We start from the raw sequence: 25,339 nt of genomic DNA, 5'->3' as shown, positions 1-25,339 counted from the left end.
ATTCCCGGCGTTTACCCTGGGTTCGTGACCGCTGTCTCTCCCGCATCCGTCTCTCTCGAGGAGGCCGTCCACGCCGCGGCCCGGCGCGCCCGGCTCGCGGCGCGCGTCCTCGCGCAGACCACCACGGCGGACAAGGACCGGGCGCTCCACGCCGCGGCCGACGTCCTGCTCGCCGCGGCGGACACCGTGCTCACGGCCAACGCCGAGGACGTCGCGACCGCTGCGGCGGACGGCACCCCGGACTCGGTGCTCGATCGGCTGCGTCTGACGCCCGACCGGATCGACGGCATCGCCTCCGGTCTGCGGCAGGTGGCCGGGCTGCCGGACCCGGTCGGCGTGACCCTGGAGGGCACCACCCTGCCCAACGGACTCGAGACCCGTCGGGTGAGCGTGCCGCTGGGCGTCGTCGGGATGATCTACGAGGCGCGGCCCAACGTCACGGTCGACGCCTTCGGTCTCACGCTGAAGTCCGGCAACGCCGTGCTGCTGCGCGGCTCGTCGTCCGCCGCGCGCACCAACGCGGCGCTGGTGGAGGTGCTGCGCGCGTCGCTCACCGCGGAAGGTCTGCCCGCCGACGCCGTCCAGTTGCTCTCGTCGGAGGACCGCGCGACCGTCACGCATCTCATCCGGGCGCGCGGGCTGGTCGACGTCGTCGTGCCGCGCGGGGGAGCGGGCCTCATCGCCGCCGTCGTGCGGGACGCGACGGTGCCGACCATCGAGACCGGCGTCGGCAACTGCCACGTGTACGTCGACGCCTCGGCGGACCTCGACGTCGCCGAGCGCATCGTCCTCAACGCCAAGACCCGTCGCGTCAGCGTGTGCAACGCCGCCGAGACCGTCCTGATCGACCGCGCGGTCGCCGACGCGGCGGTGCCGCGGTTGGTGGCGGCGCTGGAGGCGCAGGACGTGCGCGTGCACGGCGATCTGCCCGGCCTGATTCCGGCCACCGACGCGGACTGGGAACAGGAGTACCTCTCGCACGACATCGCGCTCGCCGTGGTGGACGGGGTGGACGGGGCCATCGAGCACATCGACCGCTACGGCACCGGCCACACCGAGGCCATCGTCGCGCGCGACGTCGCGGCCGCCCGGACCTTCACCGCGCGCGTCGACGCCGCCGCCGTCATGGTCAACGCCTCGACCGCCTTCACCGACGGCGAGCAGTTCGGCTTCGGCGCCGAGATCGGCATCTCCACGCAGAAGCTCCACGCCCGCGGCCCGATGGGACTCCGCGAGCTCACCTCGTCCAAGTGGATCGTGTGGGGCGACGGACACGTCCGCCCGGCCTGACCCCGACTCGCCCCTCACCCGAAGGCTCCTCGTGACCCCTGCGCTCCAGACCCCCGCCGGTACCGCGAACATCGTCCCGGTCTTCACCGACGTCGACGACGTCGTCGCCCGGCTCGCGACCACCGGCTACCTCGCCGACAAGGCCACGGCCACCGCGGTCTTCCTGGCCGACCGGCTGGGCAAGCCGCTGTTGGTCGAGGGGCCGGCGGGTGTCGGCAAGACCGAGCTGGCGCGGGCCGTCGCGCAGGCCACCGGCGCGGAACTGGTGCGGCTGCAGTGCTACGAGGGCGTCGACGAGGCCCGCGCGCTCTACGAGTGGAACCATGCCAAGCAGATCCTGCGCATCCAGGCCGACCAGGGCTCCGGCTGGGACGCCACACGGCACGACGTGTTCTCCGAGGAGTTCCTGCTGCCGCGGCCGCTGCTGGCCGCGATCCGCCGCAGCGACCCGACGGTCCTGCTGATCGACGAGACCGACAAGGCCGACGTCGAGATCGAGGGCCTCCTGCTCGAGGTGCTCAGCGACTTCGCCGTGACCGTTCCCGAGCTCGGCACCGTCACCGCGACCCGCCGGCCGTTCACCGTGCTCACCTCCAACGCGACCCGTGAGCTCACCGAGGCGCTCAAGCGCCGGTGCCTGTTCCTCCACCTCGACTTCCCGGACGCCGCACTCGAACGCCGCATCCTGGCGAGCCGCGTCCCCGAGCTGCCCGACGCGATGGCCGAGCAGATCGTCCGCATCGTCCAGGTGCTCCGCGACATGCAGCTGCAGAAGGTGCCCTCGGTCGCCGAGACCATCGACTGGGGTCGGACGGTGCTCGCGCTGGGCGCCGACTCGGTCGACGATGCGGTCGTGAAGTCGACGTTGGGCGTGGTGCTCAAGCACCGTTCCGACACCGAGCGGGCCGTCGCCGAACTGCGCCTGGGCTGATGACGGCCGCCGCCGACGTCGCCGGGATCCCGGCGCACCTAATCGGCTTCGTCGAGGCTCTGCGCCGCCGCGGTATCGCGGTCGGCCCGTCCGAGACGGTCGACGCCGGCGCCGTGCTCTCGGTACTCGATCTGCTCGATCGCGAGGCCGTCCGCGAGGGACTGGCCTGTTCCCTGGTGCGGCGGCCGTCGCACCGGCCCGCGTTCGACGCCCTCTTCGACCTGTGGTTCCCCGCCGCGATCGGGGCCCGCACGGCCGACGAGGACGCCGTCGTCACGCCGCCGCGACGCGACGACGGGAGCATCGACCTCGACGCCCTCAAACACGTGCTGGCCGACCTGCTCGCCGACGGGTCGGACGAGGCGATGGCCGAGGTGCGACGACTGGTCGGCGACGTCGTCGAGACGTACGGCAAGTACTCCACCGCACGCGGCGACTCGTTCTCCGAGTACCAGACGTTGCGCGAGGTCGCCCCGGACACCCTGCTCGCCCGCATCGTCGAGGGCCTGCGCGGCCGCAGCCGCGACCCCGGCGCACCCACGTCCGGCGACTTCGAGAGCGAACTCGTCCGCCGCACCGCCGCCGTGCGGGTCGCGGAGTTCCGATCGATGATCGAGAAGGAGGTCCGACGCCGGACCGCCGAGGTGCTCGGTCGAGAGCGCGTGGCGTCGTACGGCGTGCCCCGCGCCGCCGAGGACGTCGACTTCCTCCGCGCGTCGGAAGCCGAACTCGCCGCGTTGCGACGGCAGATGGTCCCGCTCGCCCGCATCCTCGCCGGGCGGCTGGCCGTGCGTCGCCGACGGTCCCGCGCCGGGTCGATCGACCTGCGACGCACGCTGCGACGGTCCATGTCGACCGGTGGGGTCCCGGTGACGCTGGTGACCAAGGCGCCGCGCCGTGCCCGACCCGACCTCGTCGTCCTCTGCGACGTGTCCGGGTCCGTCGCCGGTTTCAGTCAGTTCACGTTGTCGCTGGTGCACACCCTGCGGGAGCAGTTCTCGCGCGTTCGCGTGTTCGCGTTCGTCGACACCGTCGACGAGGTCACCCGGTTCTTCTCCGGGCCCGCGTCGGCGGGGGTGACCGACGCGGTGAGCCGCATGATCGCCGAGGCCGACCTGGTCAGCTACGACGGCCACTCGGACTACGGGCACTCGTTCGAGTCGTTCGCGATGCGGCACCTGTCCGTCGTGACGCCGCGGTCGTCGGTGCTCGTCCTGGGCGACGCGCGCACCAACTTCCGGGACCCCCGGGTCGAGTCGCTCGCCCGTGCGGTCGCCGTCGCCCGGCACGCGCACTGGCTCAACCCGGAGCCGCGGGCCCAATGGGGGACGGGCGATTCGGCGGCCGAGGTCTACCGCCGGGTGATCCCCATGCACGAGTGCCGGTCGGCGTCGCAACTGGCGGACGTGGTCGGACGCCTGCTCCCGGCCACGTAGAGTCGACGCTCGTGCACCCAGCGCCGAACCCGTCGGACGGGCCGTCCGCATCCGAGCCGCGGCGGCTCGGCGTGATGGGCGGCACGTTCGATCCGATCCACCACGGCCACCTCGTGGCGGCCAGTGAAGTGGCGGACCGGTTCGACCTCGACGAGGTGATCTTCGTGCCCACGGGTCGGCCGTGGCAGAAGAACGACCGCAGCGTGAGCCCGCCGGAGGACCGGTACCTGATGACCGTCGTCGCCACGGCGTCGAATCCGCGATTCTCCGTCAGCCGCGTCGACATCGATCGGGGCAAGCCGACGTACACCGTCGACACGCTGCGCGACCTCGCGCGTCAGCACCCCGGGGACGAGCTCTACTTCATCACCGGGGCCGACGCGCTGGGCAGCATTCTCGGCTGGCAGGACTGGCAGGAGCTGTTCGGCCTCGCGCGCTTCGTCGGGGTGTCCCGGCCGGGCTACGAGCTCGAGGCGGACCACCTGGCGGACTACCTCGCCCGGCTGCCCCGCGACGTGCTCACGCTCGTCGAGATCCCCGCCCTCGCCATCTCGTCGACGGAGTGCCGTCGGCGATCCGCCGAGGGGCGACCCGTCTGGTACCTCGTGCCCGACGGCGTCGTGCAGTACATCTCCAAACGCAACCTCTACCGCTCGGCGGGAGCCGCGGGACGAGACACCGTCTCCGAACCGGCCGCACCGTCGTCCACCGAACACCCGGGAGTTCCGCAGTGAGTGCCACATCCGACGCCGTCGCGATCGCGACCGTCGCCGCCCGCGCCGCCGACGACAAGTTGGCTGCCGACGTCATGGTCATCGACGTCTCCGAGCAGCTCGTCATCACCGACTGCTTCGTCATCGCCTCCGCGCCCAACGAGCGTCAGGTCAACGCGATCGTCGAGAACATCGAGGAGAAGCTGCGCGAGGCCGGTCACCAGCCGGTGCGCCGCGAGGGCACCCGCGAGGGCCGCTGGGCGCTGCTCGACTACGTCGACGTCGTCGTGCACGTGCTCCACAACGACGAGCGCCACTTCTACGCACTCGAGCGGCTGTGGAAGGACTGCCCCGTCCTCGAGGTCGAGGGCGTCCGCTCCGAGGCGCGCACCACCTACGGCAGCGACGAGGGCCACGACGAGCCGAACGGAAGCGCCCCGACGGCGTGAGCGCTCCGCTTCCGGTGCGTCGGCTGGTGCTGCTCCGGCACGGCCAGACCGAGTACAACGCGACCGGGCGCATGCAGGGTCACCTCGACACCGACCTCACCGACCTGGGACGCCGGCAGGCCGACCTCGCGGCGCGGGAACTGGCGACCCTGCGCCCGCATCGCATCGTCACCTCCGATCTGCGCCGCGCGCACGACACCGCCCGCGCCCTGGGCACGCACGCCGCCGTGTCGGTCGAGACCGACGCGCGGCTGCGCGAGACGCATCTCGGGGATTGGCAAGGTCTCTCGCACACCGACATCGACGCGTCGGCCCCCGGTATCCGGGAGACCTGGCGCAGCGACTCCGAGTTCCGGCCGCCCGGCGGTGAATCGCGCCTGGACGTCGCTGCCCGCGCCCGCCCGCTCGTCGACGAGTTGCTGACCGACGCGGCGTGGACCGCGGATCCGGTGGTGCTCGTCGCGCACGGCGGCACCATCGCCGCGCTGACGGCGTCGTTGCTCGGACTGGCGGTGGAGTCCTGGCCCGTGCTCGGCGGGCTCGGCAACGCGAGCTGGGTTCAGCTGTCGCGCTACGACTCCGAGCCACCGTGGCGCCTCGACATCTGGAACGCCACCGCGGCCGTCGCCGGGGACGTGCTGTGACCGATCGGCCCGTGTTGCTGGTCCTGGCCGACTCGCTGTCGTACTACGGGCCCGAGGGTGGGCTGCCCGCCGACCACCCGCGCATCTGGCCGTCGCTCGTGGGGCGCGAACTCGGATGGGACGTCGAACTGGTCGCTCGCATCGGCTGGACCTGCCGCGATGCCTGGTGGGCCCTGACGCAGGATCCGCGCGTCTGGGCGGCGATCCCGCGCGCCGGGGCGCTGGTGGTGGGGACGGGCGGAATGGACTCGTTGCCCTCGCCGCTGCCGACCGCCCTGCGCGAACAGATCCGCTACGTCCGGCCGCCGGCGTTGCGCCGAGCGGTGCGCGCCGGATACGGGTGGGCACAACCCCGACTGTCGCGACTCGGACGTCCGGTGGCGCTGCCGCCCGCCCTGTCCGTCGACTACCTCGAGCAGATCCGGGGCGCGACGGCCGCGGTGCGGCCGGACCTGCCGATGGTGGCGACCCTGCCGTCCGTCCACGAGTGCGACGCCTACGGGCGGGTGCATGCGGGCCGGGAACCCGCCGTGCGCGCGACCACCGCGTGGGCTCGCTCGACGGGTGTTCCCGTGGTCGACCTCAAGGCCGCGGTGGTCGACGATTTCCGCGCCGGGACCACGAATCCCGATGGCATCCACTGGGGTTGGGCATCGCACGAGCGGGTCGCCGAGGCGATGCTGCGGGTGCTGCGCAGTCCCTAGCTCGTTCATCCCCAGTGCTGAGGTTGTCCCCGGGTCGATGTCGACGAGGCCGTCGCGTCGGGGGCGGAACCTACCGTCGCGGGCATGACCTCACCCGAGCCGGACGCGGACCTCGACGCACCCCCGGCCGGTCCGGCCCGGCGGCCGCGATCGGTGCGACTCGACCTCGGCTCGCGCGGGTTCCGCGCGCTTCTGGTGGTGGGGGTCGTGCTGGTTCTCGGAACGGCCGGGTTGCTGATGCGCGACGCGCCCGAGGTGGTCGCGGTGCCGCCGCTGCCGCCCGTGGCGGGACCGGCGGTGGAGTCGGCTCCCTCTGCCGAGCCCGACCCGCCCGCGTCGGTGGTCGTGAGCGTGGTCGGTGCCGTCGTGCGGCCCGGACTGGTCACCGTGCCGCCCGGGTCCCGGGTGGCGGACGCCGTGGCCGCGGCCGGGGGACATCGGCCCGACGCCGACATGCTCACCCTGAACTGGGCCAGGCCCGTCGCCGACGGGGAGCAGGTGGTGGTGGGGGTCGCCGGTGCTGCGTCGCCGGTCGCCGGGGTGCTGCCGGCCGGCGACACGCCGCCGACCGCCGGATCGGCGGGCGGGATCGCCGCAGCGGGGCGCGTCTCGTTGAACGCCGCCACCGAATCCGACCTCGACGCGTTGCCGGGCGTCGGGCCCGTCACCGCGGCCGCGATCGTCGCGTGGCGAGAGGAGAACGGACCCTTCGCGAGTGTCGATCAGCTGGCCGAGGTCACCGGCATCGGGCCCGCACGTCTGCAGAAGCTGACGGAGTTGGTGGTGCCGTGACACGCGACTCGGGCGGGGCCGAGGACTCTGCGGAGCAGCAGGATTCGACCGTGCCGGATCTGCGATTGGTGCCGTCGGCGGTGGGGGCGTGGACGGCCTGTGGGCTCGGCGTGGCGGCGGGGACGTCCGCTGCGGTGGTGCTGGCGGTCGCGTGCGTGACGGTGGTCGCCGGGTGCGGACTGTGGACTGCCGCGACGGGTTCCCGTCGGCGGATCGTCACGGTCGCCGCGGCCGCTCTCGTGGTGACCGCCGCCTTCGCCGGAACGACCGCGTTGCGTGTCGACGCCGTCGCGTCCGGGCCGGTCCGCGCCTACGCCGAGGCCGGGCGGTTCGTCGGCATCGACGGCGTCGTCAGCGAGGATCCTCGCGAGATCCGTGGTGCGGCAGCGACTCTCGTGGTGCTGTCCGTGCGGGCGCACCGGGTGGCATCGGGCCGCGATGCGGTGACCGGCCCGGCGGACCTGACCGTCCTTGCCGCCGGAGCCGAGTGGATGCGGGTGGCGTACGGGACGCCCGTCACGTTCCGGGCTCGCCTGGCCGTGCCGGACCGACCGGGCCTCGTCGCCGCGGTGGCGCGCCCGACCGGCCCGCCGAGCCCGGGCACCCCGCCGTGGTGGGCCACCGCGGCCACCTCGGTCCGGTCCGCGCTCGCCGCGGCGTCGGACCGCGCGTTGCCACCCGAGTCGTCGGGCCTGCTCCCGGGCATCGTGGTGGGGGACCGGTCGGGGCTGCTGCCCGAGGTCGAGGAGGACTTCACCGAGGCCGGGATGTCGCACCTGACCGCGGTGTCGGGCGCCAACTTCGCTTTTCTGGTCGGTGCCGTGGTGGTGCTGGCGCGGGCGTGCACACTGGGTCCCCGGGCGACGGTGCTGGTGGCCGGTCTCGCGCTGGTGGCGTTCGTGGTGATCGCACGTCCGTCGCCGAGCGTGCTGCGGGCGGCGGTCATGGGGGTGCTCGGTCTGCTCGCGTTGCTGACGGGACGTCGTCGCCACGCGATGCCGGCGCTCGCCACCGCCGTGATCGTGCTGCTGGCGGTGAACCCCGCGTTGGCGGTGTCGTGGGGGTTCGCGTTGTCGGTCACGGCGACCGCGGCGCTGGTGCTGTTGGCGCCGGTCCTCCTGCGCTGGTGGGTCGGCGACCCCGACGCGCCGGACGGCACTCCGGTTCGGTCACCCGTGCGGGGCGCCGTCGTGGTCGCGGTAGCCGCGCATCTGGTGACCGCGCCGATCGTCGCGGCGATGGCGGGCCGCTCGAGTCTCTATGCGGTCGTCGCGAACGTGCTCGCGGCACCGGTGGTCGGGCCGGTCACGGTGGTGGGCGCCGCGGCGGCCCTGGTCGCGGTGGTCGACGTCGACATCGGCGCGCTGGTGGCGGGGGTGACGCGGCTACCCCTCACCTGGCTCGTGGAGGTCGCGCGGGTCTCCGCGTCGGCACCCGGCGCGCAGATACCCACTACCGAGGGGCTCGCCGGGGCACTGGTGGTGGGCGGCGTCGCAGTCGGTGCGACCGGAGTGTGGTGGTGGCTGCGGGCGCCGCGGATTCCCGGGGGCCGGGAGGGTCCGGGCTGTCGGCCGCCCGTGGGACGATCGTCCGGTGACTGCAGCGACCCGCCCCGAGCCCCTTCATCTCGTCCTGGGTGACGAGGAGCTGCTCGTCGAGCGTGCGGTCTCGTCCATCGTGTCGGACCTGCGTCGATCGGCCGGTGGCGGTGCGGATCTGCCCGTCGACACCATCCGTGCCGGGGACACCACCACGGCCGAGCTGGCGGAGCTGCTCAGCCCGTCGCTGTTCGCCGAGGATCGGGCCGTGATCTTCGAGGCCGCGGCCGAGGCGGGCAAGGACGCGGTCACGCTCCTGCAGGACGCGGCGTCGTCACCCGTGGACGGCGTGGTGCTGATCGTGCTGCATTCCGGTGGGGGACGGGCCAAGTCGATGGTCGGCGTCCTCCAGAAGGCGGGTGCGGTGGTGCACGACTGCGCCAAGCTCACCAAGGCCTCGGATCGCATCGACTTCCTGCGTGGCGAGTTCCGTCGGCACGACGTGCGGGTGGCGCCGGACGCCATCGCGGCTCTGGTCGACGCCGTCGGCTCGGACCTGCGCGAGCTGGCGGCGGCGTGCTCGCAGCTGGTCTCCGACACCGGCGGCAAGGTGGACGTCGCCGCGGTGCGTCGGTACTACTCGGGGCGGGCAGAGGTCACGGGGTTCGACATCGCGGACAAGGCGGTGGCGGGGGACACGGCCGCGGCGCTCGAGGCGCTGCGCTGGGCGATGCTGGGCGGCGCCCCGCACGTCCTGCTGGCCGACGCCCTGGCCGATGCCGTGCACACGGTCGCCCGCGTCGGGTCGGCGGGCCGCGGAGACCCCTTCCGGATGGCGCCGGAGCTCGGAATGCCGCCGTGGAAGGTGAAGAAGGCGCAGGCGCAGGCCCGCCACTGGGATCCCGATCGCATCGCCGCCGCGCTGCAGGTGGTGGCCGCGCTGAACGCAGACGTGAAAGGGCAGGCCGCCGATGCAGACTACGCGGTGGAGCGGGCGGTCACCGTCGTGGCGGGGCTGGCCGCGGCCCGATAGGCCGGCCGACGTTCGGCCGGAGAACGTACGACACCCCGGCCGCCGAGGGCGACCGGGGTGAGGCAGGCACGGCACGGCTCGTCGCTCCCAAAGGAGAGCGGACCGTGGCGCGAATCAGAGCTTGTTGAAGGCCTGGGACAGCGCCGACTTCTTGTTGGCGGCCTGGTTCTTGTGGATGACGCCCTTGCTGGCAGCCTTGTCGAGCTGACGGCTGGTCGCATGCAGGAGGGTCTCCGCCTTGTTCTTGTCGCCGGCAGCAGCCGCCTCACGGAACGACCGAACGGCGGTGCGCAGCGACGACTTCACCGACTGGTTGCGCAGACGCTGACGCTCGTTGGTGGCAATGCGCTTCACCTGGGACTTGATGTTGGCCACGCTGAAATATCCTTCGCTTCTTCTCGGTCCGGGACGGCTGGCTCCGGGGAACGATCCTGGCCGTGACGTGCTGTGCTCGTGCTAAGCATGCGGCGGGCACGAATGACGTGCCCACGCCCGACGGTCGAGACTACCAGCGACGGTCGGTGAACCCAATTCGCCCGCCGCCCCGGGACGCCGCCGCGCGACGCGTGTGACGGCCGAGGCTGTTGTGACCGAGGGTAATTGTCGTGTCCCCCGTGCCAGGACGCACCCGGTGAGGCACCATGACGCCATGAGCCCACGGTCCACCGCGACGGAGAAGCCGGACAAGCCGGCGAAGACGACGCAGAAATCCGCGCAGTCGCAGAAGTCGACAGCACGGTCGTCCCGGTCGACCGCGCGCACGTCGACGACCGACGGGGTGTTCGGTGGCTACAGCGACATCGGCCGCTACGGCCTCGCGTTCGACGAGATGTTCGACGGTGACGGTGGTCTGCGCGGACCGTACAAGGGCATCCACAAGGCGCTGGCTCCGTCGGACGCCGGTGAACTCGCGGCACGGTCGGACGCGCTCGGCCGCGCCTTCGTCGACCAGGGCATCACGTTCTCGCTGTCCGGCCAGGAGCGGCCCTTCCCGCTGGACCTGGTGCCCCGCGTCATCGCCGCGGCCGAGTGGAACAAGCTCGAACGCGGCATCACCCAGCGCGTGAAGGCGCTCGAGATGTTCCTCGCGGACATCTACGGCGACCAGGAGATCCTGCGTGACGGGGTGGTGCCCAAGCGGCTGGTGACCTCCTGCGAGCACTTCCACCGCGAGGCGTTCGGCATCGTGCCGCCCAACGGGGTCCGCATCCACGTCGCCGGCATCGACCTCGTGCGCGACGCCGAGGGCACGTTCCGGGTGCTCGAGGACAACCTGCGCTCGCCGTCGGGCGTCAGCTACGTCATGGAGAACCGCCGCACCATGGCGCGGGTCTTCCCCGACCTGTTCGCCAGCCACCGCGTCCGCGCGGTCGGCGACTACGCGACCCATCTGCTCCGCGCCCTGCGTGCGGCGGCGGCGATCAACGAGGCCGACCCGGCCGTCGTCGTCCTGACCCCGGGCGTCGCCAATTCCGCGTACTTCGAGCACTCGCTGCTCGCCCGGTTGATGGGCGTGGAGCTCGTCGAGGGCCGAGACCTCTTCTGTCGCGACAACGTGGTCTACATGCGGACCACCGAGGGCGAGCGTCAGGTCGACGTCATCTACCGCCGCATCGACGACGACTACCTGGACCCGATGCAGTTCCGGCCCGACTCGGTGTTGGGGGTGGCCGGGCTCGTCAACGCCGCGCGCGCGGGCAACGTCGTCATCTCGAGCGCGGTGGGCAACGGCGTCGGCGACGACAAGCTCACCTACACGTACGTGCCCACGATCATCGAGTACTACCTGCACGAGAAGCCGCTGTTGGCCAACGTCGACACCTACCGGTGCTGGCTCCCGGAGGAGTGCGAGGAAGTCCTCGATCGCGTGGACGAGTTGGTCATCAAGCCGGTCGAGGGCTCCGGCGGCTACGGCATCGTCTTCGGTCCCGACGCCAGTCCGAAGGAACTGAACGCGATCTCGCGCAAGATCAAGGCCGATCCGCGGGGGTGGATCGCTCAGCCGGTGGTGCAACTGTCGACGGTGCCCACCAAGATCGGCGATCAGCTCGTGCCCCGTCACGTGGACCTGCGGCCCTTCGCGGTCAACGACGGCGACGACGTGTGGGTGCTGCCCGGTGGACTGACCCGTGTCGCGCTGCCCGAGGGCTCGCTGGTGGTGAACTCCAGCCAGGGCGGCGGCAGCAAGGACACCTGGGTCCTCGCGAGCCGGAGTTCCTCGGAGGAACGGGAACTCGGCGGGCAGGAGATCGTGAGCGAGCCGCCGTCGTCACCGACCGCGCCGCAGGGCCCCGAGCTGACGTCGTCGCAGATCCAACAGCAGCAGCAGGGGCGCATCGACACCACCGGAACGGGGGCCGAGTGATGTTGGCTCGCAACGCGGAATCGCTGTACTGGATCGGGCGCTACGTCGAGCGGGCCGACGACACGGCTCGCATTCTCGACGTGACGGTGCATCAGCTGCTCGAGGATGCCACCGTCGATCCCGACCACGCGTCACGAGTGTTGTTGCGCGTGTTGGGTTTCGAGCTCCCCAGTGAGCGACTCGACGTCTGGTCGCTGACCGAACTGGTCGCCTTCTCGCGCAACGGGACGGGGTCGATCGTCGACTCGCTGTCGAGTGCTCGCGAGAACGCCCGCGGCGCACGGGAAGTCACGTCCAGCGAGATGTGGGAGTGTCTGAACACCACCTACAACGCACTGAACGATCGCATCCGCGCGTCGAAGCGACTGGGGCCGCACGAGTTCTTCAGCTTCATCGAGGAGCGGGCCGCGATGTTCGCCGGCCTGGCGGACTCCACGCTCAGCCGCGACGACGGCTACCGCTTCCTCCTGCTGGGGAGGTCCGTCGAACGGGTGGACATGACGGTCCGACTCCTGCTCGCGCGCGCCGGTGACCGGCCCTCGTCGCCGGCCTGGGTCACGGTGCTGCGGTCGGCCGGGGCGCACGACACCTACCTGCGGACCTACCGGGGCGCGTTGGACGCCCAGCGGGTACTGGAGTTCATGGTCCTCGATCGACTGTTCCCGCGGTCGATCTTCTACGCGCTGAGCCAGGCGGAGGCGTCGCTCGACGAGCTCGACCACCGCCCGGACAGTCGCGTGGGCTCCACCGCGGAGGCGCAGCGACTGCTCGGTCGGGCCCGCAGCGAGCTCGAGTTCCTGCAGCCGGGAGCCCTGCTCGAGGACCTGCAGGATCGACTGATGGCGTTGCAGTCCGTGTGCAGCGACGTCGGCGATGCGATCTCGACGCAGTACTTCCACGCGGCGCCCTGGGTGGCGTGGACGGATGCCGGAGCGCGTACGGACGTCGCGCAGGTGGAGGGAGAGCTGTGAGCTGGCGATTGCGCGTGGTGCACACCACGGGCTACAACTACGACGCCCCGGTGACGTCGTCGTACAACGAGGCGCGTCTGACGCCGCGGAGCGACAACCGCCAGAACGTCATCCTGAATCGCGTCGAGACCGACCCTGCGACGCGTTCCTACCGCTACACGGACTACTGGGGGACCGCGGTCACGGCGTTCGACCTGCACGCCCCGCACACGTCGCTCGAGGTGGTGGGCTCCTCGGTCGTCGAGACCGACGCCTTCACCCCGCCTGCGGAACCCTCGGAGTGGGGCGAACTGCACGCGGACTCGGTGACCGACCGGTTCGACGAACTCCTCGGCACCAGCACCTACGTGCCCGCCAACCGTCAGTTGGCGTCCGTCGCGAAGAAACTGGCCAAGGACCGCACGCCCTACGAGGCCGTGACGGCGGTGGCCGAGTGGGTCCACGCCGAGATGGCCTACGTCCCCGGCACCACGGGCGTGCACACCTCCGCCGTCGAGGCGTACGCGGAGAAGAAGGGCGTCTGCCAGGACTATGCCCACCTGACCCTGCTCATGCTGCGCAGCATCGGGATTCCGGCGCGGTACGTGTCCGGGTACCTCCACCCGACCGCCGACGCGGTGGTGGGCGAGTCGGTGGAAGGGCAGTCCCACGCGTGGGTGGAGGCCTGGACGGGATCGTGGTGGGGCTACGACCCGACCAACGCCGTGCCGGTGCGAGAACAGCACGTCTCGGTGGGAATCGGCCGCGACTACGCGGACGTGCCGCCGCTCAAGGGCATCTTCTCCGGCGGCGGTTCCACCGAGCTGGACGTGGTCGTGGAGATCACCCGGCTCGCCTGACCGGGGTCAGTGCCAGGCGAAGTCCGACTTCAGCCGAGACGCGACGGTGTCGAACTTCTCGCGCGGGAAGATCGCGCCCTCGCGGCGGATGCCGGCCTCGGGCACGTCGAGGACGCGATCCAGACGCAGCCAGCTGGGTCGACCCTGTGCATCCCAGGGGCCGGACCCGACGGCGAGCCAGTCACGGTCGCCGTCGTGGTTCTTGCTCGAGAGCATGAGGCCGAGCAGCGTTCCGCCGTCGCGGCCGACGACGAGGACCGGCCGATCCTTGCCCTGCGACGGGTCCTCCTCGTAGGCGACCCAGGTCCACACGATCTCGCCCGGGTCCGCGGCACCGTCGAGTGCGGGGGCGTACTCGATGCGGCGGGCCCGCGCCGCCGTCGGGGCGGACGTGGTGCTCACCGGACGCCCGGCGGGTGCGGACGGCGCGGTCGTGCGGCGGCCCGCGAGTTGTTCCTGAACGCGGTCGAGGGCGCCGGATCGCTGCAACTGACGGAACAGGCGCGGCCCTTCCGCGACGGCGAGGCGGCCCAGCTTCTTCCCGATCTGTCCCAGCGTTGGCATGGGGACCAGATTACCGAGTCCGGCGATCGTGACTCACCCACGAGAGGTTAGGTTCGGCTACCCTAACTCCGTCCCGGACGATCCGGGCGATCGAGGGAGAGACGATGAGAACGACCGACCATCGACCGCGGCGACGGGGTCGAGTGCTCGTGGCCGTCGCGGCCGCGGCCCTGCTCGTCCTGACGGGCTGCTCGTCCGGCGACTCGGACGACGCGGTGGGGGAGACGACGGTGACGCACGCGTTCGGTGACACGGTGGTCCCGACGAACCCGCAGCGTGTGGTGTCGGTGGGGCTGACCGAGCAGGACACCCTGCTCGCGCTCGGAATCGTGCCGGTCGGCGTGACCGAGTGGTACGGCGATCAGCCCTACGCCACGTGGCCGTGGGCGCAGGACCTGCTCGGGGACGCCACGCCCGAGGTGCTGAGCCAGGTGGACGGCATCGAGTTCGAGAAGGTGACCGCGCTCGAGCCGGACCTCATTATCGGCACCAACGCCGGCATGAGCGCCGACGACTACGCGCGCCTGAGCGCCATCGCGCCCACCATCGCGCACAGCGATCCCGACTCGCCGTACTTCGAGCCGTGGGATCGACAGGTGCGGACGATCGGCGCCGCCGTCGGCAAGCCGGAGGAGGCCGACGCGCTGGTCCGCGGCGTGCAGGAGCGTTACCGCGAGGCCGCCGCGCAGCACCCCGAGTTCGCGGACACGAAGGCGGTGTTCCTGCAGAACGCGTTCTACGACGGTAACGCCATCGCCTACCAGGACGGACTGAGCACCGACTTCCTCACCTCGCTCGGCCTCACCATCCCGGACGAACTCGACGCGTTCGTCACCGCGCAGGACGCTCAGGCCTCCATCCCGCTCGAGAACCTGTCCGTCCTCGACGCCGCCGACGTCCTGATCTGGGGCACGGAGAACGCGGACGACCGCACCGCGCTCGAAGCCGATCCGGTGTACGCGTCGCTGCAGGAGGTCCGCGAGAAGCGGGTGGTCTTCACCGACGGCGTCGTCGCCGGGGCCATCTACTTCACCTCGCCGCTGTCGCTGCCGTATCTGCTCGACGCGCTCGTGCCGGCGCTGTCGTCGGCGCTGGCCGGGGACGGGCCGGCCACAGCGGCCGCGCCGGCCTGATCGTGACGGCCGCGCCGGCCTGATCGTGACGGCCGCGCCGGCCTGAGTCGGCTCGCGGCGGGCATCGGTGACCACCGACGTCCGCCGCGGGGCGTACTGCGGATATTCTGGGCGGTGCGCCGTCCGCCACCTGCGGATCACGCTCGTCTTAGGAGTTCCCCATCGCCAGTTTCTCGGACACGACGTTCACGGATCCCGCCCGCATCCGCAACTTCTGCATCATCGCTCACATCGACCACGGCAAGTCGACGTTGGCGGACCGGATGCTGCAGCTGACGGGCGTGATCGACGACCGGTCCATGCGTGCCCAGTACCTCGACCGCATGGACATCGAGCGCGAACGCGGCATCACCATCAAGGCGCAGAACGTGCGTCTGCCGTGGAAGGTCGGCGACACCGAGCACGTGCTGCACCTCATCGACACGCCCGGCCACGTCGACTTCACCTACGAGGTGTCGCGTGCGCTCGAAGCGTGCGAGGGTGCGGTTCTGCTGGTCGACGCCGCGCAGGGCATCGAGGCGCAGACCCTGGCCAACCTGTACCTGGCGCTGGACAAGGATCTGGAGATCATCCCGGTCCTGAACAAGATCGACCTGCCCGCCGCCGATCCGGATCGCTACGCCGCCGAGATCGCCCACATCGTCGGCTGCGAGGCCGACGACGTGCTGCGCGTCTCCGGCAAGACCGGCGAGGGTGTCGAGGCCCTGCTCGATCGGGTCGTCCAGCGCGTGCCCGCCCCGGTGGGCGACGCCGACGGTCCGGCGCGAGCGATGATCTTCGACTCGGTCTACGACACCTATCGCGGCGTCGTCACCTACGTGCGCGTCGTCGACGGCCGCGTCGTGCCGCGCGAGAAGGTCAAGATGATGTCGACGGGGTCGACGCACGAACTGCTCGAGGTCGGCATCGTCTCGCCCGAGCCGAAGGCGACGACGGGTCTCGGCGTCGGTGAGGTGGGCTACCTCATCACAGGCGTCAAGGACGTGCGCATGTCGAAGGTCGGTGACACCGTCACCACCGCCCGGCACGGCGCGACCGACCCGCTGACCGGGTACCGCGAACCGCGTCCGATGGTCTATTCCGGGCTCTACCCGGTGGACGGGTCCGACTACCCCAACCTGCGGGACGCGCTGGACAAGCTGCAGCTCAACGACGCCGCTCTGACCTACGAGCCGGAAACGTCGGTGGCGCTCGGGTTCGGGTTCCGCTGCGGGTTCCTGGGTCTGCTGCACATGGAGATCACGCGCGAGCGGCTCGAGCGCGAGTTCGGACTCGACCTCATCTCCACCTCGCCCAACGTGGTCTACCGCGTGGAGCTCGAGGACGGCAGCGAGCACGTCGTCACCAACCCGTCGTACTGGCCGGAAGGCAAGGCGCGCAACATCTTCGAGCCGATCGTCAAGTGCACGATCATCTCGCCGAGCGAGTTCATCGGCTCGATCATGGAGCTCTGCCAGAGCCGTCGCGGTGAGCTCGGGGGCATGGACTACCTGTCGGAGACGCGCGTCGAGATGCGGTACACGATGCCGATGGCGGAGATCATCTTCGACTTCTTCGACTCGCTGAAGTCCCGCACCCGTGGCTACGCCTCGCTCGACTACGAGGAGTCCGGCGAGCAGGCCGCTGCTCTGGTCAAGGTGGACATCCTGCTGCAGGGCGAGGCCGTCGACGCGTTCAGCGCCATCGTGCACAAGGACGCCGCCGCTGCCTACGGCAACAAGATGACCGGCAAGCTCAAGGACCTCATTCCGCGCCAGCAGTTCGAGGTGCCCATCCAGGCGGCCATCGGCTCGAAGATCATCTCCCGCGAGAACATCCGCGCCATCCGCAAGGACGTGCTGGCCAAGTGCTACGGCGGCGACATCAGCCGCAAGCGCAAGCTGCTCGAGAAGCAGAAGGAGGGCAAGAAGCGCATGAAGACCATCGGTCGCGTGGACGTCCCTCAAGAGGCGTTCGTGGCCGCGCTGTCCTCGGACGCGGCGTCGGACAAGCCGAAGAAGTAGTCCGGCTTCCGCGGGCGGTTCCTGCGTGTGCGGGCCACGAACCGTCCGTGCTCGTCGTGGAACGCGTGTTGCAGGCGGGGCTCCGGTATGTCGGGCCAGCCGAGGACAGTGCGCGGGAGAAGGACTCGCCGAGGCTCTCGGTGAGCGGACTGGCCCGCGCCACCGCGCGGCGCGCGAGCTCGATCCCGTGGCGGCGCCCCATTCGCTCGAGAACGCCCGGTACGTCCACGGCGCCGAGTCGGAGCGACGACTCGACCGCGCACAGTCCGTGCACGGCCGGCCGAACGCAGGCGAGGTCGAGGGCGGTGCGGGCCGGTGTGGTCACGCGGACGCCGTCGACCACGATCACGTCGACCTCGGACAACGGCACCCGGTGTTCGACCGTCGACACCGTGGTCTTCCCGCCGCCGCGACCGTCGACGGTGACGTGCACCCGATCGCGGCGCGGAGCGAGCACCGGCAGACGCAGCAGTGCGGCCGCACTGTCGTGGCTGGCGACGGACTGCGTGCGGCCGGTCATCGCGGCGTGGACCGCGAGGCGGCCGGTGCACCGTCCGTGAGCGCAGGAGGGGTCAGCGGGAAGGCCGGAGGCCGGTCGGGAATCAGCGGGAAGGCCGGAGGCCGGTCGGGAATCAGCGGGAAGGCCGGAGGCCGGTCGGGAATCAGCGGGAAGGCCGGAGGGGGTCAGGAGTGGCCGTGGGCGGGCTGGAACTGGCCCGACTGCGCTGCCTCCTCGGCCCGGATGACGTGCACGACCGCGTTGATCAGTGCGAGGTGGGTGAAGGCCTGCGGGAAGTTGCCCAGGTGGCGGCCGGTGGTGGTGTCGATCTCCTCGGCGTAGAGCTTGAGGGGGCTGGCGTACCCGAGCAGCCGCTCGCAGAGGCGCTTGGCGCGGTGCAGTTCGCCGATCTCCACGAGCGCCGACACCAGCCAGAACGAGCAGATGGTGAAGGTGCCCTCCTCCCCGGACAGGCCGTCGTCGGTGGTGTCGACGCGATACCGCAGCACCAGGCCGTCCTGGGTGAGCTCGTCTGCGATGGCGAGCACGGTCGCGCGGACCCGCTCGTCGTCCGCGGGCAGGAACCGCAGCAGCACGACGAGGAGCAGCGACGCGTCGAGTGAGTCGTCGCCGTAGCGCTGGGTGAAGACTCCGCGGTCGTCGACGCCGTGCTCGAGAATGTCGGCCTTGATCTCGTCGGCGACGGCGCTCCACTCCTCGGCGTAGGCCCGCTCACCGTGCAGCACGGCGAGTTTCGCTCCGCGGTCGAGCGCGACCCAGCACATGACCTTCGACGACGTGAAGTGCTGGGGTTCGCCGCGCACCTCCCAGATGCCGCGGTCGGGTTCACGCCAGTGCTTCTTCGCCTCCTCGACCTGACGTTTCAGCAGCGGCCACAGGGACTCGGGAACGTGCTCGCGCGAGCGAACGTGGAGGTACACCGAATCGAGCATGGTGCCCCAGATGTCGTGCTGGCGTTGGTTGTACGCACCGTTGCCGACGCGGACGGGGCTGGCGCCGTCGTAACCCGAGAGGTGGTTCAGTTCCTCCTCCTCGAGGGTGCGCTCCCCGCCGATGCCGTACATCACCTGCAGCGGAACGGGTTCGCCGTCGGCGTTGCCGGTGACGTCGGAGATGAAGGAGAAGAAGTCGTTCGCCTCGCGGTCGAGCCCGAGCGTGTACAGCCCCCAGAGGGCGAACGTCGAGTCCCGCACCCACGCGTAGCGGTAGTCCCAGTTGCGGGCACCGCCGGGCGTCTCCGGCAACGACGTCGTGCTGGCGGCGAGCAACGCCCCGGTGGGCGCGTAGGCCAGACCCTTGAGAGTCAGCGCGCTCCGCTGGAGGAAGCCGCGCCACGGGTGATCCGGGAAGCGGCCGATGGTGATCCACTGGCGCCAGCACTCCGCGGTCTGCCACATCTTGTCGGCGGCGTCGTCGAAGGTGCGCGGCGGCTCGAGAGTCGACCACGACAGCGCGACGAACACGTTGTCGCCTTCGCTCATTCGGGTGCGGGCGCGGGCCTCCCGGCCCTCGATCCCGATGCGCAGATTCGTCGACAGCTTCAGCGTCGGCTGGTCGCCGTCCTCCGGGCGAGCGGTGGCGGTGGCCTCCTCGTAGACGTCGCCGGTGTACTCCCAGACGGTCTGCTTGCGGTGGTAGTCGAAGGCGGGCTCACAGCTCATCTCGAGTTCCACGGTGCCGCTCACGCATTTGACGCTGCGCAACAGGCAATGCTCTGCATCCCAGTCCGACGGCGCGCGCTTGTGGGTGCGCGAGCGCTCGTCGGTGTTGTGCCAGGGCCCCATGAGGAGCGCGTCGCGCACGATCAGCCAGCCCGTCTCCGTCTGCCAGGTGGTCTCGACGATCAGGCCCCCGGGCAGGTAACGACGCGCGGCCGGCACGTTCTGCCCGTACGGGCCGATGCGGAAGTGGCCGGCTCCCCGGTCCAGAACGGCGCCGAAGACGCTGGGGGAGTCGGGGCGCGGCACGCACATCCACTCGACCGACCCGTTCCGGGCGATCAGACACGTGGTCTCGCAGTCGGAGAGAAATGCGTAGTCGTCGATCGGGGGGAAGGCCGACCGGTGCGGTGCCCAGCCGGCGGTGGTCTGCGGAACAGCGTCGAGCGCCCCGCCCTCGTCGCCGCCGTCCGGACTGGCCGGACCGAACACCGCCTCCCCGGCCGTCGCGACGCGAGGAACGGCGGACTGTTCGTCGAACGGGCTCATCGACACATCATCGGTGCGAGGGGGCCGGGCGTCCAGGTGACGCGCAGGGGCGATCCTCTCCTCGTGCTGCGGGGACTAGGCTCGGACCGATGAACGCGGTGGCCTCGTGGTGGGACGGAGTGGAACTCTGGATCGCCGGGCTCTCGTTCGTCCCCCAGGTCGCCGTGGTGCTCGCCGTGGTGGTGCCGGCCGCGGTCGTCGTCGCCGTGGTCGCCGACGTGGTGTTGTCGGCCGTGTTCGACGCCCGGCGCCGCATCGTCGGCACGGATCGGCCCGGCCGTGTCGTCGGCACGGATCGGCCCGGCCGTGTCGTCGGCACGGATCGGCCCGGCCGCGTCGTCGGCGAGGACCGCCCCAGCGGTGTTGCCCCCGCGGCCACCGAGAGTCGAGAGTGAGAAGCGTGCCCCGCTCGCGTGTGACGTTGACCTTGATCGTGTTGGTGCTGCTCGTCCTGGTGGCCTGGCTCCTCACGCGGTGACGACGGCGCGCCCGGGCAGGGCGTCGACCGCGTGGCTGCATCACGCCGGGACCGGGCACGTCGGTGACCTCTGCTAGATTCTCGGCTGTGTTCGACGCCGCGCCCGCACCGATCCGCCACGAGTTGGCGCTGATCGCTGTCGGCATGCTCGCCGTCGCCGACGTCGACTGTCGCTGACGTCCCTTCGCGTTCGGCCGTCTCCGTGCCGACGCCCCCTCGCCAGCCTGCGCTCCCTCCCCGTCGTGCCCCACGGTGGTCGCCGTCCGCGCGCCCCGTGCCGTCCCCGAGAGGCCCTCCCTCCGTGTTCCGATCTCGTCGCGTTCGCCTGCTCACCGTCACCGCTGCCGTGGCCGCCCTGACCCTCACCGCCTGCTCCGCCGGCTCGTCGGACACCGTCGGTGAGACCGCCGCCACCACGTCCGGCCCGTCGCTCACTCTCGTCGGCTACGCCGTCCCCAAGAACGGGTGGGACGCCATCGGAGAAGCGTTCCGCGCCACCGAGTCCGGCGAGAACGTCACCATCAACGCCGACTACGGCGCCTCGGGCAACCAGTCCCGGAAGGTCGCCGACGGCGCGCCCGCCGACATCGTCAACTTCTCCGTGGAGCCCGACGTGACGCGACTGGTCAAGGCGGGCAAGGTGAGCGAGGACTGGAACGCGAGCGCGACCGGTGGCGTCCCGTTCGGCTCCGTCGTCTCGTTCGTCGTGCGGCCCGGCAACCCGAAGAACATCCGCACCTGGCAGGACCTGATCCGTCCCGACGTGTCGGTCATCAGCCCCAGCCCGCTCAGCTCCGGCTCGGCGAAGTGGAACCTCCTCGCGCCCTACGCCGCCGTGAGCAACGGGGGACAGAATCGGCAGGCCGGCCTCGACTACATCACCCAACTGGTCGAGCGCTTCCCGGTCCAGCCGGACTCCGGCCGCTCGGCATCGGAAGCCTTCCTGCAGGGGCAGGGTGACGTCCTGCTGAGCTACGAGAACGAGGCGCTGCTCCTCGAGAGTCAGGGTCAGGCCGTCGAACACTTCGTCCCCGAGCAGACGTTCCGCATCGACAATCCCGTCGCCGTGGTCGAGGGGAGCGCCAACCTCGAGCAGGCCAACGCCCTCAACGAGTTCCTGTACACCGAAGAGGGACAGCGCATCTGGGCCGAGTCCGGTTTCCGGCCCGTCGATCCCGGCGTCGCCGCCGAGTTCGCCGACAAGTTCCCCACGCCCGGCACGCTCTACACCATCGATCAGCTCGGCGGCTGGACCGCGGTCGACGCCGACCTGTTCGGCGAGAACGGTGCCATCAACGCGATCTACAAGGCGTCGAACTGACCATGAGCCTCACCGAGCCACCGACGACACGCACCCGACGCAGGCCGGCCTCCGGCCTGCCCGGGAGCAAGCGACCGGCCTCCGGCCTGCCCGCGCGCAAGCGACCGGCCTCCGGCCTGCCCGGGGGCAGCCTGACGCTCGGCACCGTCCTCCTCTGGCTCTCGATCATCGTTCTGCTCCCGCTCGCCGCGGTCGCGAGCCGCTCGCTCGCCGACGGACCGGGCGCCTTCCTCGACGCGGTGACCGACCCCCGAGCCCTGGCGACGTTGCGCGTCACGGTCCAGGTGTCGGTCGCCGCGACGGTGGTGAACGTCGTGATGGGCACGCTCATCGCCTGGGTGCTCGTCCGCGACGACTTCCCCGGCAAGGGCATCGTGAACGCCCTGATCGATCTGCCGTTCGCGTTGCCGACCATCGTGGCGTCCCTCGTTCTGCTCTCGCTGTACGGGCCGATGAGCCCGGTGGGCATCACCCTCAACGCCACCAAGGCGGGCGTGATCGTGGCGCTCGCGTTCGTCACGCTGCCCTTCGTGGTGCGGGCGGTGCAGCCGGTGCTGATCGAACTCGACCGGGAGGTGGAGGAAGCCGCCGCGTCGCTCGGGGCGAGCAACCTCGTCGTCTTCCGGCGGGTGGTGCTGCCCGTGCTGTTGCCGTCGATCCTCTCGGGTGCGGGTCTCGCGTTCTCCCGAGCGCTCGGCGAATTCGGGTCCGTGGTTCTCATCGGCGGCAACATCCCCGGCGACACCCAGATCGCCTCGCAGCTCATCCGTGAGCAGATCGAGACGGACCAGCCCGTCGACGCCGCCGCCATCTCGGTGGTGCTGTTGGCCATCGCGTTCGTGGTGCTGTTCGTCCTGCGCGTGTCCGGCAATCGCCTCGCTCGACGGGAGGCTCGGCGATGAAGCTCGCACCCGGGACCCGCATCGGGCTGCGCACGGTGGCGTTGCTCTACCTCGGCATCCTCGTCGTCTTCCCGCTCGCCGCGATCCTCTACCGCACGTTCGAGAACGGCGTCCTCGAGTTCGTCCAGCTGATCACCACGCCGGCAGCCCAGTCGGCCCTGCAGCTCTCGCTGCTCATCGTGGCGATCGTCGTTCCGCTCAACGTGGTGTTCGGTGTCGTCACGGCGCTCGCCCTGGCCCGCGGCACCTTCCGCGGCAAGGGACTCCTGCACGCCGTCGTGGACCTCCCGTTCGCGGTGTCACCGGTCATCGTGGGTGTCGCCCTCATCCTGCTGTGGGGAGCGGGCGGATGGTTCGGCGCGCTCGCCGAATGGGGCATCACCGTCATCTTCGCGCTGCCGGGCATGGTGCTGGCCACCATCTTCGTGACTCTGCCGTTCGTCGTCCGCGAGGTCGAACCGGTGCTGCACGAGATCGGCCAGGAACAGGAAGAGGCCGCGGCGACGCTGGGCGCGACGTCGTGGCAGACGTTCCGGCGCATCACCCTGCCCGCCATCCGCTGGGGTCTGACCTACGGCGTCGTCCTCACCGTCGCCCGCGCGCTGGGCGAATTCGGCGCCGTCATCATCGTCTCGACCAACCTGCCCGGCATCTCGCAGACATTGACCCTGCTGGTCAACGCCCGCTACGAGGACTTCAACCAGGCCGGCGCCTACGCGGCGTCGACGCTGCTGATGGCCGTCGCCGTCGTCGTTCTGCTCTTGATGACGGTCCTGGACCGGAAGCGAACCAAGGAGTGACCACTGTGAGCACAGACTCGGCAGCGTCCACCACGGCCTCCACGGCCTCCACGGCCTCTGCGGCCTCCGCGGCCATCGAGATCTCCGTCCGCGACGCGCGCAAGCAGTACGGCGATTTCGTCGCGCTCGACGACGTCTCGCTCGACATCCCGTCCGGCTCGTTGACGGCGCTGCTCGGGCCGTCCGGGTCCGGCAAGTCGACCCTGCTGCGGTCCATCGCCGGGCTCGAAGAGCTGGACGGCGGGGCGGTGGTCATCGCGGGCGACGACGTCACGAGCGTGAGCCCACAGAAGCGCGACATCGGCTTCGTCTTCCAGCACTACGCCGCGTTCAAGCACCTCACCGTGCGCAAGAACGTGGCCTTCGGTCTCGAGATCCGCAAGCGCCCGAAGGCCGAGATCGACGATCGGGTCGACCAGCTGCTCGAGATCGTCGGCCTCACGGGCTTCCAGACGCGGTTCCCGGCGCAGCTGTCGGGCGGGCAGCGTCAGCGGATGGCGCTCGCACGCGCGTTGGCCGTCGACCCCCGGGTGTTGCTGCTCGACGAGCCCTTCGGTGCCCTCGACGCCAAGGTTCGCGCGGACCTGCGGACCTGGCTGCGCCGGTTGCACGACGACGTCCACGTCACCACGGTGCTCGTGACCCACGATCAGCAGGAGGCGCTCGACGTCGCCGATCGGATCGCCGTGATGAACGCCGGGCGTATCGAGCAGGTGGGTACGCCCCGCGATCTGTACGACCGGCCTGCCAACGACTTCGTGATGTCCTTCCTCGGCGACGTCTCGCGCGTGAACGGTCAGATGGTGCGTCCGCACGACATCCGGGTCGGTCGGACCCCGGATCTCGCTCGGGCGCAGGCGGAAGGCACTGCCGAGAGCGCCGGTGTGCTGCGTGCCACCGTCGAGCGAGTCGTTCACCTCGGGTTCGAGGTGCGGGTGGAGTTGCGCAACGCGGCGACCGGCGAGCCGTTCTTCGCTCAGATCACCCGCGGCGACAACGAGGCTCTCGGCCTGACCAGTGGGGAGACGGTGTACGTCCGCGCCACGCGCGTCCCCGCCATCGCCGGTTCCGCCTCCGTCGGCACGGACTGAACGCCGAGGTCGATCATCGGGCCCGCGATCGGGGCCGCGCCGGCGGCGGACACCAGGGCCAGGACGTCGCCGGCCCGCACGTCCGCCGCGAGGTCGACGGCCGGGCACAGGCAGACTCCTGCGGTGCAGAGGCGGACCGGAACGGGTCGGACGAGGGCGTGACGCGAGGCCACCCGTGCCCGCGCCGGTCGGACGCCGCTGGGGGTGCCGGTGGTGACCACGCGCAGCAATCCGTGGTCGTGCTCGACGGCGACCACGCGGACGACGGCCACCCGGGCGCCCGACTCCGTCCGCACCACGACGGCATCGCCGACGCGGTCGCACAGATCCGTGAGCAGGTGGTCGCCATCCACCGCCCGCGCCGCCAGGACGCCGGACCGGTAGTGGATATCGTTGGGCCACACCGGGTCCGCAGTGTCCGGCAGGAGCGAGGGCAGTGTCTCACGCAAGGTCACCCGTCGAGACTGCCCGCTCGGTCGGCCCGGCCGTCACCGCGCTGACGCGGTCTTGACGGCCGGGCGGCCGATCTCTACGCGAGTCCCAGTGCCCCCACCGCCGCGTCCGCGTCCGCGACGTCGTGCCGCTCCACGCCCGCGGCGTCGAGCTCTCCACGGA

25 protein-coding genes and 1 pseudogene are annotated in these 25,339 nt (G+C 71.1%); 21 read left to right on the top strand and 5 right to left on the bottom strand.

Annotated elements, in window-relative coordinates:
- The 10 genes from RC2_RS11550 (at position 1) to holA (ending at position 9,530) form a co-directional block, all read left to right on the top strand.
- A complete protein-coding gene (locus RC2_RS11550) occupies positions 1-1,290 on the top strand; it encodes a glutamate-5-semialdehyde dehydrogenase (protein WP_072681469.1) in 1,290 nt (429 codons plus the stop codon).
- Between the two features lie 31 nt (positions 1,291-1,321).
- Positions 1,322-2,221, top strand: a complete 900-nt coding sequence (locus RC2_RS11545; protein WP_245811082.1) for an AAA family ATPase — start codon at positions 1,322-1,324, stop codon at positions 2,219-2,221.
- On the top strand, positions 2,221-3,657 hold the full coding sequence (locus tag RC2_RS11540; protein ID WP_068147002.1) for a vWA domain-containing protein: 1,437 nt from the start codon (positions 2,221-2,223) through the stop codon (positions 3,655-3,657). Before RC2_RS11545 ends, RC2_RS11540 begins: the two co-directional genes overlap by 1 nt.
- An 11-nt stretch (positions 3,658-3,668) precedes the next feature.
- The gene (gene nadD, locus RC2_RS11535; RefSeq protein WP_072681396.1) at positions 3,669-4,391 is read left to right on the top strand and encodes a nicotinate-nucleotide adenylyltransferase; all 723 of its coding nucleotides are present in this window, start codon (positions 3,669-3,671) and stop codon (positions 4,389-4,391) included.
- Positions 4,388-4,819, top strand: coding sequence for a ribosome silencing factor (rsfS, locus tag RC2_RS11530; RefSeq protein ID WP_068146998.1), 432 nt, complete (start codon positions 4,388-4,390; stop codon positions 4,817-4,819). The genes nadD and rsfS overlap by 4 nt, the downstream gene beginning before the upstream one ends.
- Positions 4,816-5,463 (top strand): histidine phosphatase family protein, encoded by a 648-nt coding sequence (locus RC2_RS11525; protein WP_068146995.1) that lies wholly within the window; start codon positions 4,816-4,818, stop codon positions 5,461-5,463. The genes rsfS and RC2_RS11525 overlap by 4 nt, the downstream gene beginning before the upstream one ends.
- Positions 5,460-6,167 (top strand): diglucosylglycerate octanoyltransferase, encoded by a 708-nt coding sequence (gene octT / locus RC2_RS11520; RefSeq protein WP_068146993.1) that lies wholly within the window; start codon positions 5,460-5,462, stop codon positions 6,165-6,167. The genes RC2_RS11525 and octT overlap by 4 nt, the downstream gene beginning before the upstream one ends.
- Positions 6,168-6,251: 84 nt before the next feature.
- On the top strand, positions 6,252-6,959 hold the full coding sequence (locus RC2_RS11515; RefSeq protein ID WP_068146990.1) for a ComEA family DNA-binding protein: 708 nt from the start codon (positions 6,252-6,254) through the stop codon (positions 6,957-6,959).
- Entirely contained in the window at positions 6,956-8,599 is a 1,644-nt protein-coding gene (locus RC2_RS11510) for a ComEC/Rec2 family competence protein (protein ID WP_068146986.1), read from the top strand. Before RC2_RS11515 ends, RC2_RS11510 begins: the two co-directional genes overlap by 4 nt.
- Entirely contained in the window at positions 8,553-9,530 is a 978-nt protein-coding gene (gene holA / locus RC2_RS11505) for a DNA polymerase III subunit delta (RefSeq protein ID WP_068146973.1), read from the top strand. The genes RC2_RS11510 and holA overlap by 47 nt, the downstream gene beginning before the upstream one ends.
- Positions 9,531-9,644: 114 nt before the next feature.
- Here the strand turns inward: holA and rpsT are convergent, their stop codons facing one another.
- Positions 9,645-9,905 carry a 30S ribosomal protein S20 gene (rpsT, locus tag RC2_RS11500; RefSeq protein WP_068146970.1) on the bottom strand — a complete coding sequence of 87 codons (261 nt, stop codon included), beginning with the start codon at positions 9,903-9,905 and terminating at the stop codon, positions 9,645-9,647.
- Between the two features lie 454 nt (positions 9,906-10,359).
- Here rpsT and RC2_RS11495 point away from each other — a divergent pair, with 454 nt between their 5' ends.
- From RC2_RS11495 to RC2_RS11485, 3 genes are read left to right on the top strand one after another with little or no spacing between them, the layout of a single operon-like run.
- Positions 10,360-11,895 (top strand): circularly permuted type 2 ATP-grasp protein, encoded by a 1,536-nt coding sequence (locus RC2_RS11495; RefSeq protein WP_245811103.1) that lies wholly within the window; start codon positions 10,360-10,362, stop codon positions 11,893-11,895.
- Complete coding sequence (locus tag RC2_RS11490; RefSeq protein ID WP_068146966.1) at positions 11,895-12,866, top strand: alpha-E domain-containing protein; 972 nt, start codon at positions 11,895-11,897, stop codon at positions 12,864-12,866. The genes RC2_RS11495 and RC2_RS11490 overlap by 1 nt, the downstream gene beginning before the upstream one ends.
- Positions 12,863-13,705, top strand: coding sequence for a transglutaminase family protein (locus tag RC2_RS11485; RefSeq protein WP_174552316.1), 843 nt, complete (start codon positions 12,863-12,865; stop codon positions 13,703-13,705). The genes RC2_RS11490 and RC2_RS11485 overlap by 4 nt, the downstream gene beginning before the upstream one ends.
- Positions 13,706-13,711: 6 nt before the next feature.
- Here RC2_RS11485 and RC2_RS11480 read toward each other — a convergent pair whose 3' ends face one another.
- The gene (locus RC2_RS11480; RefSeq protein ID WP_068146963.1) at positions 13,712-14,269 is read right to left on the bottom strand and encodes a type II toxin-antitoxin system PemK/MazF family toxin; all 558 of its coding nucleotides are present in this window, start codon (positions 14,267-14,269) and stop codon (positions 13,712-13,714) included.
- A 104-nt stretch (positions 14,270-14,373) separates the two neighbouring features.
- Between RC2_RS11480 and RC2_RS11475 the strand changes: the two genes are divergently transcribed.
- Positions 14,374-15,402 (top strand): iron-siderophore ABC transporter substrate-binding protein, encoded by a 1,029-nt coding sequence (locus RC2_RS11475; RefSeq protein ID WP_068146961.1) that lies wholly within the window; start codon positions 14,374-14,376, stop codon positions 15,400-15,402.
- Positions 15,403-15,563: 161 nt separating this feature from the next.
- Positions 15,564-17,405, top strand: coding sequence for a translation elongation factor 4 (lepA, locus tag RC2_RS11470; RefSeq protein WP_072681394.1), 1,842 nt, complete (start codon positions 15,564-15,566; stop codon positions 17,403-17,405).
- Positions 17,406-17,616: 211 nt separating this feature from the next.
- Here lepA and RC2_RS19460 read toward each other — a convergent pair.
- Positions 17,617-17,925, bottom strand: a pseudogene (locus tag RC2_RS19460) (type IV toxin-antitoxin system AbiEi family antitoxin); the annotation flags it as partial.
- Positions 17,926-18,089: 164 nt separating this feature from the next.
- Positions 18,090-20,075 (bottom strand): glycoside hydrolase family 15 protein, encoded by a 1,986-nt coding sequence (locus RC2_RS11460; RefSeq protein WP_346243060.1) that lies wholly within the window; start codon positions 20,073-20,075, stop codon positions 18,090-18,092.
- Positions 20,076-20,221: 146 nt separating this feature from the next.
- Between RC2_RS11460 and RC2_RS11455 the strand changes: the two genes are divergently transcribed.
- The 6 genes from RC2_RS11455 (at position 20,222) to RC2_RS11435 (ending at position 24,724) form a co-directional block, all read left to right on the top strand.
- A complete protein-coding gene (locus RC2_RS11455; RefSeq protein WP_068146951.1) occupies positions 20,222-20,527 on the top strand; it encodes a hypothetical protein in 306 nt (101 codons plus the stop codon).
- Positions 20,528-20,697: 170 nt separating this feature from the next.
- Positions 20,698-20,787 carry an Ms4533A family Cys-rich leader peptide gene (locus tag RC2_RS19390; protein ID WP_346243059.1) on the top strand — a complete coding sequence of 30 codons (90 nt, stop codon included), beginning with the start codon at positions 20,698-20,700 and terminating at the stop codon, positions 20,785-20,787.
- A gap of 124 nt (positions 20,788-20,911) precedes the next feature.
- Positions 20,912-21,931 carry a sulfate ABC transporter substrate-binding protein gene (locus RC2_RS11450; RefSeq protein ID WP_068146948.1) on the top strand — a complete coding sequence of 340 codons (1,020 nt, stop codon included), beginning with the start codon at positions 20,912-20,914 and terminating at the stop codon, positions 21,929-21,931.
- A 2-nt stretch (positions 21,932-21,933) separates the two neighbouring features.
- A complete protein-coding gene (cysT, locus tag RC2_RS11445; RefSeq protein WP_082895430.1) occupies positions 21,934-22,833 on the top strand; it encodes a sulfate ABC transporter permease subunit CysT in 900 nt (299 codons plus the stop codon).
- A complete protein-coding gene (cysW, locus tag RC2_RS11440; RefSeq protein WP_068146945.1) occupies positions 22,830-23,633 on the top strand; it encodes a sulfate ABC transporter permease subunit CysW in 804 nt (267 codons plus the stop codon). Before cysT ends, cysW begins: the two co-directional genes overlap by 4 nt.
- 74 nt (positions 23,634-23,707) lie before the next feature.
- Positions 23,708-24,724, top strand: a complete 1,017-nt coding sequence (locus RC2_RS11435; protein ID WP_068147225.1) for a sulfate/molybdate ABC transporter ATP-binding protein — start codon at positions 23,708-23,710, stop codon at positions 24,722-24,724.
- Here the strand turns inward: RC2_RS11435 and RC2_RS18675 are convergent.
- Positions 24,610-25,179 carry a hypothetical protein gene (locus tag RC2_RS18675; RefSeq protein WP_139277345.1) on the bottom strand — a complete coding sequence of 190 codons (570 nt, stop codon included), beginning with the start codon at positions 25,177-25,179 and terminating at the stop codon, positions 24,610-24,612. The genes RC2_RS11435 and RC2_RS18675 overlap by 115 nt on opposite strands.
- Between the last annotated feature and the right edge of the window lie 160 nt (positions 25,180-25,339).

This window comes from Rhodococcoides corynebacterioides NBRC 14404, assembly GCF_001894765.1.
GTDB classification, from domain to species: domain Bacteria; phylum Actinomycetota; class Actinomycetes; order Mycobacteriales; family Mycobacteriaceae; genus Rhodococcoides; species Rhodococcoides corynebacterioides.
The sequence above is the reverse complement of the archived record's forward strand: the minus strand, read 5'-3'. Positions and strand labels throughout refer to the sequence as shown.